Raw genomic sequence first — 14,505 nt, 5'->3', positions numbered from 1 at the left:
CCAATGGCTACCAATACGAACGACCTGCCGATCGTGGCGCTGACCCCGGGCGACTGCACCGGTATCGGTCCCGAACAGACCGCGCGCATTCTCTCCGACGACCGGCTCAGCGATGCTGCGCGCCTCGTCGTGATAGGCGACGCCCGTGTGCTGGAAATGGGCATGGCGCATGCTGGCGTGAAGCTTGACGTCGAGCGGATCAGCTCGCCCAAGGCGGCTCGCTGGGGACAGGGCACCGTGCAACTCGTCGATCTCGGCAACACCGATCCCGCGAAGTTCCCGCCCGGCAAATCCAACGCCGAATCCGGCCGGCTGACCGGTGAGACGCTGTCGCGGGCGATCGAGTTCGCCAGGGCCGGCGAAATCGACGCCATCACATTCGCGCCGCTCAACAAGCGGGCGATGTTCGACGGCGGCTGGAAATTCCCCGACGAACACAAGATGTTCGCGAGCCTGCTCGGGCACAAGAGCTACTTCTCCGAGATGAACGTGCTGGACGGCCAATGGATGTCGCGGGTTACCGGACATCAGTCGCTGCGCGAGGCGCTGGACGGTATCAATGCGGAAAGCATCACCGATGCGATCGAGCTGGTCGACCGGATGATGCGCAGGGCCGGCGTCGCCAGGCCGCGCATCGCGGTGGCCGCGCTCAATCCGCATGCCGGCGAGGGCGGCCTGTTTGGCCGCGACGAGATCGAATTGATCCGCCCGACGGTCGAAGCGGCCGCGAAGAGAGGGATCGCCTGCAGCGGACCTTATCCCGCGGATACCGTCTATGTCCGGGCCTTTGCCGGCGAATTCGACAGCGTGGTCGCGATGTATCACGACCAGGGTCAGATCGCGACCAAGCTGCGCGGCTTCAACCGCGGCGTCACCGTCACGGCCGGGCTCGAGACCGTATTCACCACGCCGTCGCACGGGACGGCATTCGATATTGTCGGCCAGGGCGTCGCAAAGACCGGTGCCTTCGAAAGCGCCGTCCGTCTCGCGGCGCAATTGGCCTCGATGAAATCCTCGACGAAGTCTTTGGAGACATCCCATGCCCACTGATCGCAGGACCCTGATCCGGGCGGCTGCCGCGCTTCCGGTTTCGGCGGTCGGCAGCAGCGCGGCCTTCGCGCAAGCGTCCGCGCCAGCGCCGGCGACCGCGGCCGCGCCGCCCAAGGAGGTCACCCGCGCACTTGCGCATTATCTCGTCACCGCGAGCTATGACGATCTGCCGGCCAATGTCCGCAAGGAGGGGGTTCGGACGCTCCTGAACTGGGTCGGCGTCGCCATCGGCGGATCGCATCACGAGACGGTCGACATTGCGGTCGCCGCGCTCGGTCCGTTCTCGGGTCCGCAGCAGGCCTCGCTGTTCGGGCGGCGCGAGCGGTTCGACATCATGAATGCGGCCTTCATCAACGGCGTGTCGAGCCACATCTTCGACTATGACGACACGCATCTGAAGACCATCATCCATCCCGCCGGTCCCGTCGCCTCGGCGATCCTTGCGCTGTCGGAAATGCAGCCGGTCTCCGGCAAGGAGTTCCTGAACGCGCTGGTGCTCGGCGTCGAGACCGAATGCAGGATCGGTAACTCGGTCTATCCGAACCATTATTCGGTCTATCCGAACCATTATGATGTCGGTTGGCACATCACCGGCACGGCCGGCGTGTTCGGCTCGGCGGCGGCCGTCGGCAAGCTGCTGAAGCTGAACGAGCAGCAGATGATTTGGGCGTTGGGCCTTGCGGCGTCGCAGCCGGTCGGCCTGCGCGAGTCCTTCGGCTCCATGAACAAGAGCTTCAACCCCGGCCGCGCCGCGTCCAGCGGCATCTTCGCCGCCATTCTGGCGTCGAAGAATTTCACCTCGTCCGACGCGATGATCGAAGCCAAGCGCGGCTGGGCCAATACGATCAGCACCAAGCAGGATTACAACGAGATCCTGGTCGACCTCGGCAAGCGCTACGAGGCGGCGCTGAATACCTACAAGCCGTTAGAGCTGGCGCCGGTTGTTTGGACAGCGCCCCGCGGGATTTAAGTGGATTCCTGCCGGGTTATGCTGAACGCGGGGCCTTTCGATTTTGTCGTTGCGTCGGGAGGGCGTAGCCCGACCAGAGCGACGACAAAATCGTCGGCGACGGTCATGCGGCCATCACCATAGCTTGCGTGCCGAAGTAAGCCTCGTCGGGCGTGCGCCCGTCAAGGCTCGAGTGAGGGCGTCCCTGATTGTAGAAGGCCAGATACTTGGCAATTGACGCTCGCGCCTCGGACACGCTGTCGTAGGCGCGGAGATAAACTTCTTCGTATTTGACCGTGCGCCAGAGCCGCTCGACAAACACGTTGTCGCGCCAGGCGCCCTTGCCGTCCATGCTGATGGCGATCTTCGCGTCCAGCAGCACATCGGTGAACTCGAGGCTGGTGAACTGGCTGCCCTGGTCCGTGTTGAAAATCTCGGGCCTGCCGTGCTTCGCCAACGCCTCCTGGACCGCTTCGACGCAGAAGGCCGCCTCCATTGTGATCGAGACGCGATGGGCCAGGACCCGTCGGCTGAACACATCGACGACCGCCGCGAGATAGACGAAGCCACGCCGCATCGGAATGTAGGTGATGTCCATTGCCCACGCCTGGTCGGGCCGCTCGATCTTCAATCCGCGCAACAGGTACGGGTAGATCTTGTGACCCGGTGCCGGCTTACTCGTGTTCGGGCGACGATAGACCGCCTCGATCCCCATGCGCTTCATCAGCGTCGCGATGTGGCGGCGACCGGCGTATACGCCCTCCCGCCGCAGCAACGATCGCTGCATACGCGCTCCCGCGAAGGGATAATCGAGATGCAGCTCATCGAGCCGACGCATCAAGGCAAGGTCCTCGGCCGAAACTGGCCGAGGTTCATAGTAGACCGTGCTGCGAGCCAGCTTCAGGACCTTCGCCTGGCGCACGATAGAAAGATCATGACCGCGGTCGATCATCGCTTTGCGCTCAGCAGGCCCGCCTTGGTGAGCGCGCCGGACAAAAAATCGTTTTCCAACGCCAGCTCGCCGATCTTGGCATGTAACGCCTTCAAATCGACCGGCGTCTCGGCCGACGCCTTGTCATGCCCAAACACGCCGGCGGCGCCTTCCAGGAGCTGGTTTTTCCAGATCGTGATCTGGTTCGGATGAACATCAAACAGTTGCGCCAGCTCCGCCAGCGTCTTCTCGCCTTTGACCGCAGCCAAAGCAACCTTCGCCTTGAATGCCGGAGAATGCATCCGGCGGCTCTTCTTCGTCATCTTCGCTCCTGATTCGCGGCAAGAATCCTCGCCGCTGTCAGGCAGAAAATCCACTCAAGCTACTGTCCGAATTTGCGGAGCCAGCTCTCCGTTCGCCTGCGGGATTGTGATGCATCCTGCGATCGACGCGGCAATCCAGCTTCGCAACGAGAACAAGGTGACCGCGGACCAGATCGAGCGCGTCGAGTTGAAGGTCCATCCGCTGGTGCTGGAGCTCACCGGCAAGAAGACGCCGCGGCAGGGGCTTGAAGGCAAGTTCAGCATCTACCATGCCGTTGCGGTCGCGATCGTCGAGGGTGCCGGCGGCGAGAAGCAGTTCGGCGATCGCGCGGTGACCGATCCAACCATCGTCGCGCTGCGGGGCAAGGTTGTGCCGGCGATCACGCCCGGCATCAAGCCGGAGCAGGTCGATCTGACCATCGTGCTCAAGGACGGACGCAAGCTGAACCGCTTCATCGAGCACGCGATCGGCAGCGTCGAGGTGCCGATGAGCGACAAGCAGCTCGAGACCAAGTTCTCCGACCTCGCGGACGGCATCATTCCCGCCGCGATGATCCGGCGCGTCATGGATGCCTGCTGGAATGTCGAGAGCCTGCCGAACGCGGCGGACATTGCCAAGATGTCGGTTTCGGCCTGATCGCGGAGGAAGCAGCATGCCGTCACGCCGCCGTTTCCTGCAATCCGCCGCTTCGGTTGCCGCGATGGCCGCCGCTGGCGGCCGCCCGGTGCGCGCGGCGGGCCCGGGCGTCACCGAACGGCTGGCGCGGTACATGGTCGCCGCACGCGATCAGGAGCTGCCCGAGCAGGTGGTGCTGGCATGCAAGCACCGCATTCTCGATACGCTCGGTGCCATGGTGTCGGGCTCGCGCATGAACCCCGGCATCATGGCACTGAAATATGTCCGAAGCCTCGGCGGCGATGCGCAGGCCTCCGTCGTCGGTTCCGATTTCCGGACCACGGCGGTCAACGCAGCGCTGGCCAACGCCATGTGCGCCCACGCCGACGAGACCGACGACTTCGAGCCCGTCACCAAGGCGCATCCGGGATGCTCGGTCGTGCCGGCAGCTTTCGCTTTTGCCGAGCGGGAACATCGCAGTGGGCAGGACGTCATACGCGCCGTCGCGCTCGGCTACGACCTGTGCTGCCGCCTGCTGATGGCGCTGGGGCCGGATCTCGTGCGTGGCTCGCATCGAAGCGCCGAAGGAACCTCGTCGACCTTCGGTGCGCTCGGCGCCGCCGCGTCGCTGGCGCGGCTTGACGAGAAGGGGATGCGCTATGCGATCTCCTATTCGTCGCAGCAGGTCTCCGGCCTGTGGAGCTGGGTTAGGGATCACGACCATGTCGAGAAGGCGTTCGACTTCGCGGGCATGGGCGCGCGCAACGGCGTGATGGCTGTCGACATGGTCCGCGCCGGATTGACCGGCGTCGATGATGTGCTCGACGGCACCCATAATCTCTTCATCGCGCTCTCGACCGAGCCGAAGCCGGAGGAGATGGTGAGGGATCTCGGCAGCCGCTTCTACGTCACCGAGACCGCGATCAAGACTTTTTCGGTCGGCTATCCCATTCAATCGCCGCTGGATGCCACGCTGCCCCTGCGCAAGCAGCATGGCCTCACACCGGACAACGTGCACAGTATCCTGGTCAAGCTTCCGACCGATGCGATGGGAATCGTCGGCGAGAGCGCGATGCCGGACGTCAATTGCCAGCACCTTGTGGCCGTCGCCCTGGTGAAGGGGGCGGTGTCGTTCAACGACAGCCACGACGTCGCGCTGATGCATGACCCGAAGATCCTCGAGCAACGCGCCAAGGTGACGTTGGCCGGCGACAAGGCGCTGATGGACCCCGCCGCGCCGCGCGGCGCGGTTGTCGAGGTGACGCTGACCGACGGCAGGAAGGTCGATCACTTCACCAAGTATCCGCCGGGCACCAGGGAGAATCCGCTGAGCACGGAAGCCGTGGCGGCAAAGACGCGGGACCTGATCGCGCCGGTGCTGGGCAGCGAGAAGACCGAGATGCTGATCGAGCAGATCGGCAATCTCGAGCGGATCGACGACATCGGCAGGCTAAGGCCATTGATGACGGCCTAGAGAGGCTGGTGGCTGCGCGAACAAGGGAGGAGACGCCGGATCGGGCCAGGCAGGACCGAATGAGCGATCGATGTCCTTGGTGCGCCCGCGGCAGAACCAATGGCGGGAACCCTAGAGCGCACCAAATCTGGCATGATTGCGTTCACGATCGGCCTTTGAAGCAAATCGTCGCGGATCTGGCGGCCCTGTTCAGCCGGTCACGGCACGTGCCGAACGGCCGCACGTGCGCTTAATGAGCGTTTAACGCTTTTGCGCAACAGATAGGACCACCAGCGCGGAATTAGTCCTAGTTACGAGTGCGAGCCGAGCTCCCGAGGAGGGGAATCGGATGGGACTGCTTTTTGTTGGAGTGCTGGCAGGAGTCTTGATCGGCTTTGGCTTGGTTGCGCCTTCCCGAGGATATTTCCTCGGGTGCGCGTCACAACCCTGTTTCGACAGGGTTGCCGTCGTCCAACCCGTGCAGCCAATGCCAGCGGCATCGGCGCCAGATCCTGCGATCGTCAAATCGAATTCTGCCCCCCCCCGGCAAGGTCCGGCAAGAAACCCCCGAAGAAGCGGGGATCGGCCGACCTCAGCAGAGCGGCAGCTCCGCGAACGAGGATCAGCGTCTCGCCATCCGAACGCCCCCCGGGCACATCAGATCCCGTCCTGGACAAGGCAAAGGTCACGATCGCGACGAGGATGGGGGATCCAGGATCGGTCGAATTTAGCGATATGAAGCGCGCAATGCGAAAGAACACGCTTGGACGCCCCGTGGATACGATCTGCGGGCGTGTAAAAGGAAGAAGCGCGTCAGGCAGCGAGACTGGAGATAGGCCGTTTCTGTATCTCGTGAAGGAGGATGAAGCATATGTCGTCGACGGCAAGTCAGGGTCGGCGGCTTCAATCGCGTATCGAAATATCTGCAATTAGGGAATGCGTCGACTGCGTCACTGCGCGGTATGCGCCCAAATGATTTGAGCGGAAAGAATTTCCAGGCAAGCGCCAAGTGATCCCGTGCCAAGCGATCCCGTAGTGGATACGGCACCAACACTGGCGCTGTACTCTCGTAGTACCGCATTCAGGATGAATGCAGCATCACGAGAGACGAAATGGGAATATCGCGGAAATTCTTTTAACTTCGGGGAAATCATGCACGACATAGCGCACTCCTCAAAGCGGCTCAATGAATCCCTTCACTTGCCGGTTCTGGTGATCGTCGAGCCGCTCCTGTTGCCTCGCACATGCATTCTGAACGTCCTCAGGCGGGAACTCGACGAACTCGAGATCCTTGACATGGCGACAGTCCAAAGCCTGGACTGCACGTCAGCCCGTGATGTTCGTCTGGTGGTGCTCAGTATCGCGGACAAGCCCATCGGCGATCCCTCGGTTGAGGACGATTTTGCCTTCGTTGCGGAGTGCTGTCCCAACGCCGCCGTTGTGGTCCTGTCAAATCATGACGACGAGCCGACCGTGCAGGCCGCGATGCAGCGGGGCGTGCGCGGCTTTCTTTCCACCTCGCTACCAATCGAGATCGCCATAGCTGGCCTGCGCCTTGTTCTCGTCGGCGGCGTCTACAGGCCGTTGCCCGTCGCCGGGATGAACAAAATGCCGGATTTCGAGCCGCCGGACGCGCGTGCGCTCGCGTCCGCATATCTGATCAACGAGGCAGCCAGGCTGGCTATCGACAGGAGCGTGGCCGATCTCACGCCTCGAGAGCAGCACGTTCTGGCGGAACTGGAGCTCGGCCTGCCCAACAAGCTTATCGCCGCCAAATTGAACCTCTCGGAAAGCACCGTCAAAATGCACATTCAGCACATCATGAGGAAATGTGCCGCCCACAATCGCACGGAAGCGGTCCTCCGTTGGCGCGGCCGGTTGCCCGCGCAGAGTCGTGATCTCGAGCCGGGCGCAGCTCTGACGACGGAGACCTAGTACCTACTGTTCTTAAAGCGTGAGTCGTGATTCAAGGTCGGGATGATACCCGAAGCAAGAGAAGTCCACCTTTCGAGGAAAGATCGCAAGGTGCTTGAGGCGTGTTGCCGCTCCCCGGTGACGTTGCAGCGCGATTTGAAGCGGGCGCGGATAGTTCTGTTGGCGGCGGATGGACGCAGCACTCGGTCGATCGCCAAGGAAGTTGGGGTCCAGCCGCGGATTGTCAGCCTTTGGCGGCATCGCTATGCCGACCAAGGCCTTGAAGGGCTGCAAGACAAGCCGCGACCGGGCAAGCAGCCAATCTATACGAAGGCCACCGACAAGCGGATTCTGAAGCTGCTGGACAAGCCGCCGCCGGACGGGTTCGCACGCTGGACCGGGCCCCTGCTGGCCGGGGCGCTGGGCGATGTTGACGTCCAATATGTCTGGCGGTTCCTGCGCAGCCACAAGATTGACCTCGCGGCTCGTAAGTCCTGGTGTGAGAGCAACGACCCGAACTTTACGGCCAAAGCCGCCGATGTTGTCGGCCTCTATGTCGCCCCGCCCGCGAAGGCCATTGTGCTGTGCGTGGACGAGAAGCCCTCGATCCAGGCTTTGGAGCGAGCGCAGGGTTATCTGAAGTTGCCCAATGGCCGCGCCTTGACCGGCCAGAGCCACGATTACAAGCGGCATGGCACCACAACATTGTTTGCGGCGCTCGAAGTCGCCACCGGAAAGATCATCGCGGCGCATTCAAAACGCCGACGCCGCGTCGAGTTTCTCGACTTCATGAACAGCGTCACCGCGGCTTTTCCGAACCGGAAGCTTCACGTCATCCTCGACAACCTCAACACCCACAAGAAGAACGAGCATTGGCTCAAGGCCCACCCCAACGTGCAATTTCATTTCACGCCGACAAGTGCGTCTTGGCTCAATCAGGTCGAGGTATGGTTTTCGATCTTGCAGGGGCAGTCGCTCAGCGGCACCTCCTTCACAAGCCTCACGCAGCTTCAGGAGCACATCGATGCCTACGTCAACGCATACAACGACAGAGCCGAGCCCTTCGTCTGGACCAAGAAAAAGGTCCGTCAACGCCGTTTCAAAGGCCGCCGTATCACTCAGCTATGATTCTGGGTACTAGTCACCTTGACCAGGATCAATCCTCCCTGAATGCACCGCGGAAGCTATCGAGCAGGGGCCTGAGTGCGTAAAGTGCGACGGTGCCGCGCCCTGTCGTGATGAACACTTCAACCGGCATACCGGGGACGATCCGGATGTCGTTTTCTGCGATCTGCGCGTCGTCGATCCGGATCCTGGTTGCGTAGTATGGCTGGTCGGTACGCTTGTCGAGAAGCCGGTCAGCGGACACATGCACGACAGTCCCCTTCAGTCGCGGCACGCGACGCTGATTGTACGGTACGAGATGCACCTCGGCATTGAGGCCGGGGTGAACCACATCGATGTCCTCGGGTCTCAGGCGGGCGGTCACGATGAGGCGGTCTTGCCGGGGTACCAGGTCCATGAGCGGCGCACCCGCCCCGATGACGCCGCCGGCTGTATGGACCCGCAGGTCGGTTATCACGCCATCCTCAGGCGCCTTGACCTCTGTTCGCGATAGCTGATCCCTGGCCGCAAGCAACCGCTCGCGGAGCTGGAATATCTGGTTCTGCGCTTCACGAATCGACTGCGCGATCTCGTTCTGCCTGTCGCTCTCTAGCTTGAACAATGTCGCCTGCTGCTCGCTGATGACCTGCCCGGCGCGGGAAATCTGTGCGGTGATCTCGCCGCGGCGACCCTCAACGTCGGCCAGTTCGCGTTGCAGGTTCAGAAGTCGCGGCCGCCGTTCGAGTCCTTTGTTGACGAGGGTCGTGACCATGTCCAGTTCCTCGCGGACGATATCGATTCGCTGCCTGGTGGCGTTCTCCTGAGCCCTGAGACCTTCGATCTCCCTTTCAACTTGAAGCATTCGTTCGCGAATGACCGCAAGCTGCGACTCATGAACCTGCCGACGTGCCTGAAAAATGAACTGCTGCGCCGACAGCGCTGCGGCGGCCACTCCATTCTGCCTGCTCTCCAGTTCCAGCGCGATCAGCATCTGTCCGCTTCGCACGATATCGCCGTCCGAAACCAGGATCCTCCTCACGATACCGCCTTCCAGATGCTGAATTGTCTTGCGGCTCGATTCTGATTCCACGACGCCGGACGCGATCGCGGCGCTCTCGAGAGGCGCGAGGCTCGCCCATGTGCCAAGCCCCAGCATGAAGAAGGCCACCAGCAGATTGCCCGCGAGCATGATACCGCGAAGCCTCCGGCGCGGGGAGATCGGCGTGGGTGTCGAGCACCAGGGATATTCAAGAGGCTCGAAATCATCGATTGCGGTAACCACGGCTCCAAGTCGTCCGACGAACGGGGGCCTTGCAGGCGTTCGCATGACCTGGTCCCAGATCACGGGAAGTCTCGAGACCGCTGGAAGTTTCCCCAGATAGTGAGAAAAGCTCGAGATCATGGCGCAATCTGCGATGTCAGCTGGGGACGGCTCAGATGCCGTTCGAAAATTTCCTCGCTGTCGCCGAACGCGACGACCGCACCGTCTTCCATGATGGCGATCTTGTCCGTGGCTGCCAGCGGACCCATGCGGTGCGTAACGACGACAAGGATCGCACCTGCGAGCTTCATGCGCTGGATGGCATCCAGCAGCATTCGCTCGCCCCCGTAGTCGAGGCTGGCGTTCGGCTCATCGAGAACGACGAGGCGTGGACTGCCGAAAAAGGCGCGGGCCAGACCCAGCCGCTGCCGATATCCGCGCGAGAAGACTTTCTCACTGTGGACTACCGTGTCGTAACCCTGTGGCAGGCGCATGATCGCCTCATGGATTCCGGCGAGCTTGGCCGCGTCGGCGACCTTCCGCCGATCGGCATCATCGAGGCGTGCGATGATGTCGTTGATCGTATCGCCGATCAGGTCGATGTCCTGAGGAAGATAGCCGAGATGGTGGCCGTTTCGGCCTTCGCGAAGCAGCGAGACGTCGGTATTGTCGAGAAGAACACGGCCATGCGTTGGCATCGACAGCCCGGCAATCACCTGGCCAAGCAGCGACTTGCCTGACCCGGACGGACCGACAATGCCGAGGCATTCTCCGGGCGCGAGCGTGAACGAGACGCTGTTCAGCAGAAGATGGTTGGTCCCCGCAAGCCTCACGCCGACATTCTCGACGACGAGACCGCTCCGGGCTTGTCGCGGCGAAATCTCCGTATCTCGCTGCCCGGCGGCGGGGAATGCGGCGAGAAGCGCGCCGAGCCGCTGACAGGCGCTCACGGCCGTCGCGAGTGACTTCCAGCCTGCGATCGCACTTTCGACCGGCGCGAGCGCCCGGCTGAACATCAGCATGGAAGCGAAGATGATTGCCGGACTCTTCCCGTGATCGAGCACAAGCCACGCGGCGGCCCCCATGATCAAGACCTGTGACAGCGCGCGGACCGGCTTGGTGGCCAGCATGACGATCTCGCCCCGCCGGATTGCCGCATCGTGCTCCCTGCGCGCCTCCTGCGCGTCATGATGGATCATGCGCGCAGCGCTATCGAGCATTCCCATGGCGCGGATCATGTGGATGTTGCCAGCGGCAGCCTGGAGGCGGCCGTAGCTTCTGGACAGTGCGGCGCCGGATCTGAGCAGAACGTCTTCCGTGACCAGATCTCCGACAAGGGTGATAGCGAACAGGAAGGTTACGCAGCAGGCACCGACTACGCCCAGTAAGGGATGGATGAGAAAGAGGACAAGAAGGAACAAGGGCGTCCAGAGCGCGTCGAACAGCATCGGACATGCGCCAGACTCAATGAATTGGCGCAGCACGGTGAGATCCCGATATGTGCCGGATGCTTGCGTCCAATCGCCGCGAAACGCCGATTCGAGGCCGGCCGAAAGTACGCAAGGGCGGAGCCGATCGTCGAGCCAGGCGCCAAGGCGCGCCAGCAGTGCACGGCGCAATGCATCGAACACCCCTCCGACCACCACCGTGATCGCGACAATGAGCGTGAGCAGGAGCAGTGTGTCGCCGCTCCGGCTCGACAAGACTCTGTCGTAGATCTGAAGAAGGTAGATGGAGGGAGCAAACAGAAGCAGGTTGTAGCTGCAACTATACGCGAATACGAGACCGAGCGGTCCCGCGCAGGACCAGAGGGCCGCATGCAGTGGCGTCCGGATCTGCGGCAGGATCGGCATCTGAATGGGCGGCATCAGCATGATCGTCACCGCCTGAAATCGAGGTCCGACGCACTTGCTCGATGGTCGGCGTAATCTGCCAACGGCATCGGCGGGGCATTCGCTTGAACTCCAGGACCGGCGGCGAGGCCACCGGTCCTGCCAGTCGGACGAACCGGTGGTCAGAGCGTATCGAGATGGAAGCTCACTTCTCCACCCAACGCGGCGTTGCCGTCTCCGCCATTGCCGCCGATGCCGGCCAGGACCTCCTGATGCTGGTCCACCGCGAGCTTGTTGATCTGAGTGGCATCCGTATTGGCGTATACCTTGGAAGTATCATGGCCGCTGTAGGATTTCTGGCTTCCGTTCGACTCGGCGGCTCCGCCGTTGGCTTTCGCAAACAACGAGGCTGTCGCGTTTGCGCCGCCGGCGTCCCAATCCGCCTTCTGAGTCACGTGATCGCCGGTGCTCACATGCACATCGGCGCCTTCTGCCTTGTTGGTCGGATCGAAGTTGACCGTCGGCTTGCTGATGATAGCTCCCTTGAAGGTACCATCGCCGCCATTTCCGACACTTTGACCACCGGTGTTGATCGATTTGAATTCGATCGAATCCGAGATGTGAATCGCCTTGGGCAACATGTGAGCCTCCGTGCTTCTGTTGGCTGTCTCGCATCATCCATCCCGATCAGGCGGACGCGCGCGGCAAGTCTGATCCGCCCATGCGCGATGACGATAGATGTCAAATCGGACACCATCCGGCTCGGTCGATCTACGTACGAAAGTATGTCATTCTTCCCGCAACATCCGAGCTCGAAACGTCCGGCGACGGCGCCTTTGGGTGAGCTCGTATGCACAGGGCCGCCTTCCGACCGGGCCGGCGCGCGCGGTTTGATATTGCGCTATCCCATCAGGTGAAGGTCTGACAGAAGGTGGGCGGTAAGATCGCCACCCAGCGCGAGATAGCCGTAGCCGCCGTCTCCGCCAAGTCCGGCGATCTGCACCGCACTCTGGTCGATGTGCACGTTGTTGACCTGATCGGCCAGGGCCGTCGAATGGGGACCTGCGATTGCGATGTTGATGGGTGCATAGATGGCGACGCTGACATCGACCAGGCTTCCGGCAAAATAGCCGTTGCCGCCATTGCCGGCGCCGTTCGAACCGGTCGCAATCGTGTCGGAGCCGCCCCACAAGCCGTGAGAGAGAAGGTTTGCATGGCCGCCCGTCGCGGCGTTGCCATTGCCGCCGTGTCCGCCAATGCCGGCGATCTGAACTATGGATTGATCCACGTCGGCGTCATTCGTCTGGACCGAATGAACGTTGGAGCCATAGCCCGCGACTGCGATGTTGATCGGGGCGTACAGCACGAAGGAGGTATGGACGAGTCCGCCGTAGAACACGCCGTCGCCGCCATTGCCGGCCTGGCTTCCGCCCGTTTGAAGGTCCGAGACGCCCCCTCCGTTTGATCCCCAACCGGGGTCGAGCGTGATGATGCTGCCGCCGGCGGCCACGTTGCCATTTCCGCCACTTCCGCCGACGCCCGCGATCTGTATGGCCGATTGATCGATGTCGACCGTGTTCGATTGACTTGCTTGCGCAGTTCCGCCCGGGCCCGCCACCGCAATATTGATCGGATGATAGATCACCACAGGAGCGTCCACCAACGCACCCGAGAAATAGCCGCTGCCGCCGTTTCCGGCGCTGTTGTGGCCGGTCGCGATCACGTCGAAGCCCGAGGAAGCACTGACGCTCCCTCCCGATCCAATGTTGTCATTGCCGCCATGGCCGCCGACGCCGGCCATCTGAAAGGCGGATTGATCGACATTCAGATTGTTGGACTGGCTGGCGAGGGCGACCGAGCCGTATCCCAAGCTTACCGAGATGTTGATCGGTTCATAGATCAGCACCGACGCGTGAATGATCCCCCCGTAAAAATAGCCATCTCCGCCGTTCCCGGCCGTGTTCGCTCCGCTCTCGACCTTGGCAATGTCCGTCCCGGGATGGGATGCGCCGGAAGCGGACGTGGTGGGATGCTCGGATTGAACCGGATGGGAGTCATGATGCTGGGTATGCGCGCTCGCCGGGTGCGCTCCAAGGCCTGCAAGTGGGCCGGTGCCATGAACCAGGGCAGCAGCTCCGCCGACCGCGTCAGTCGCGAACGGGGCGCTCGGCGCAGGGCCCGGTTCATCGTCACCATCGTACCCATCGTGGTGAAGAGAGGCGTGATGCAGCCGGATTCCATCCGACATCCGTAAAAAATCCATCATAGCCTTCCTCATCGCAATCGCTCCGCGCAATCGGACGGGTTCTGCACTCCGGACAGAATGTCATCCAGGGAAGGTTGAAAGCCCAGCCGGCAGTTTGGATATAGCGGTTCGTGTGGGAGCCGTAACATCGGCTACATCCGTTTGGGTGCGGTTATAGCCTTCTGACTTTGTGCGGGCCGAGACTGGAAAGTGCGAATCCTGGTGCCGCTCGGGCCGATTGGCCAGGGAAGGCCTCGCTTACACGAATTTTCAGAGCAGATGTCGGACGATCATCGACCGCCCGGCGCTTTCGCTCGGCAGTGGCTGGGCAGGCAGCTCGGCTTTGTTGACACTTCGACGAACGTTCGCTTTTCAGATTGTACGTGGGTTGCAACGAGGTAGAGGACACCGGCGATACACAGCGTCGCCAGGCTCGCGACTGCCACGCGCACCCCACCCTGAAGCAACAGCTTACCTAGCTCACGGATCATCATGTCGGGTGGAATAGAGTTGAGTCGTTAATCGTTCGTAGGCCCGTGCCTATTATCGATCAGAGAGATGATTATTGCGTTGCTCAACGTCGTGAGAGCTCGCGAGATTGGAAAAACAAGAACCGTCCAACCAGGCTCGTCCAAGCTCGACACCGGAACGGACAGAGCAGGTGTCTGTGGCGAAAACTGCGGCGACGCTTTTTTGGCTTGTGCGGGACTGGCTACAACCCTTTGATCTCATTGGTGGGCCCGGCAGGACTCGAACCTGCAACCAGACCGTTATGAGCGGCCGGCTCTAACCATTGAGCTACAGGCCCCGCCGCCTTGCGGGCCGCA

At 62.0% G+C, this 14,505-nt stretch carries 9 protein-coding genes, 1 tRNA gene and 2 pseudogenes; 6 read left to right on the top strand and 6 right to left on the bottom strand.

The genetic code is table 11. The annotated features are described in order from the left end of the window. Window positions 1-3 precede the first annotated feature (3 nt). Window positions 4-1,050 (top strand): PdxA family dehydrogenase, encoded by a 1,047-nt coding sequence (locus HAP54_RS49920; protein WP_166298372.1) that lies wholly within the window; start codon window positions 4-6, stop codon window positions 1,048-1,050. Then, window positions 1,040-2,005: pseudogene (locus tag HAP54_RS49915) on the top strand (MmgE/PrpD family protein); the annotation flags it as partial. The gene HAP54_RS49920 and the pseudogene HAP54_RS49915, both read left to right, overlap by 11 nt. Window positions 2,006-2,123: 118 nt before the next feature. On the opposite strand, the gene HAP54_RS49910 reads toward HAP54_RS49915, so the two are convergent. After that, window positions 2,124-3,253, bottom strand: a protein-coding gene (locus HAP54_RS49910) for an IS3-like element ISRj2 family transposase (RefSeq protein ID WP_166296389.1) whose coding sequence is annotated in 2 segments (ribosomal slippage) — window positions 2,124-3,001 and window positions 3,001-3,253 — 1,131 coding nt in all. Because the reading frame shifts where the segments join, the coding sequence is not laid out codon by codon here. An 88-nt stretch (window positions 3,254-3,341) separates the two neighbouring features. Here HAP54_RS49910 and HAP54_RS49905 point away from each other — a divergent pair. The 4 genes and pseudogenes from HAP54_RS49905 to HAP54_RS49890 all read left to right on the top strand — a co-directional run. Beyond that, window positions 3,342-3,890 (top strand): annotated as a pseudogene (locus HAP54_RS49905) (MmgE/PrpD family protein); the annotation flags it as partial. Between the two features lie 16 nt (window positions 3,891-3,906). Continuing rightward, window positions 3,907-5,343, top strand: coding sequence for an MmgE/PrpD family protein (locus tag HAP54_RS49900; RefSeq protein ID WP_166298371.1), 1,437 nt, complete (start codon window positions 3,907-3,909; stop codon window positions 5,341-5,343). 1,014 nt (window positions 5,344-6,357) lie between these two features. Next, window positions 6,358-7,257: a response regulator transcription factor gene (locus HAP54_RS49895; protein ID WP_339156817.1), complete on the top strand. Its 900-nt coding sequence runs from the start codon at window positions 6,358-6,360 to the stop codon at window positions 7,255-7,257. A gap of 42 nt (window positions 7,258-7,299) precedes the next feature. Continuing rightward, window positions 7,300-8,364: an IS630 family transposase gene (locus HAP54_RS49890; RefSeq protein WP_166204319.1), complete on the top strand. Its 1,065-nt coding sequence runs from the start codon at window positions 7,300-7,302 to the stop codon at window positions 8,362-8,364. 28 nt (window positions 8,365-8,392) lie between these two features. On the opposite strand, the gene HAP54_RS49885 is transcribed toward HAP54_RS49890, so the two are convergent. The 5 genes from HAP54_RS49885 to HAP54_RS49865 all read right to left on the bottom strand — a co-directional run bounded on the left by HAP54_RS49885 (window position 8,393) and on the right by HAP54_RS49865 (window position 14,486). Further along, the gene (locus tag HAP54_RS49885) at window positions 8,393-9,667 is read right to left on the bottom strand and encodes an HlyD family type I secretion periplasmic adaptor subunit (protein WP_414646242.1); all 1,275 of its coding nucleotides are present in this window, start codon (window positions 9,665-9,667) and stop codon (window positions 8,393-8,395) included. A gap of 71 nt (window positions 9,668-9,738) precedes the next feature. Further along, entirely contained in the window at window positions 9,739-11,475 is a 1,737-nt protein-coding gene (locus HAP54_RS49880) for a type I secretion system permease/ATPase (protein WP_166307261.1), read from the bottom strand. Window positions 11,476-11,615: 140 nt separating this feature from the next. Further along, the gene (locus HAP54_RS49875) at window positions 11,616-12,074 is read right to left on the bottom strand and encodes a hypothetical protein (RefSeq protein ID WP_166298369.1); all 459 of its coding nucleotides are present in this window, start codon (window positions 12,072-12,074) and stop codon (window positions 11,616-11,618) included. 260 nt (window positions 12,075-12,334) lie between these two features. Beyond that, window positions 12,335-13,696 (bottom strand): hypothetical protein, encoded by a 1,362-nt coding sequence (locus HAP54_RS49870; RefSeq protein ID WP_224741448.1) that lies wholly within the window; start codon window positions 13,694-13,696, stop codon window positions 12,335-12,337. Window positions 13,697-14,410: 714 nt separating this feature from the next. Beyond that, window positions 14,411-14,486, bottom strand: a tRNA-Ile gene (locus HAP54_RS49865). Between the last annotated feature and the right edge of the window lie 19 nt (window positions 14,487-14,505).

The organism is Bradyrhizobium sp. 2S1 (assembly GCF_011516625.5).
GTDB lineage: Bacteria > Pseudomonadota > Alphaproteobacteria > Rhizobiales > Xanthobacteraceae > Bradyrhizobium > Bradyrhizobium septentrionale.
The sequence above is the reverse complement of the archived record's forward strand: the minus strand, read 5'-3'. Positions and strand labels throughout refer to the sequence as shown.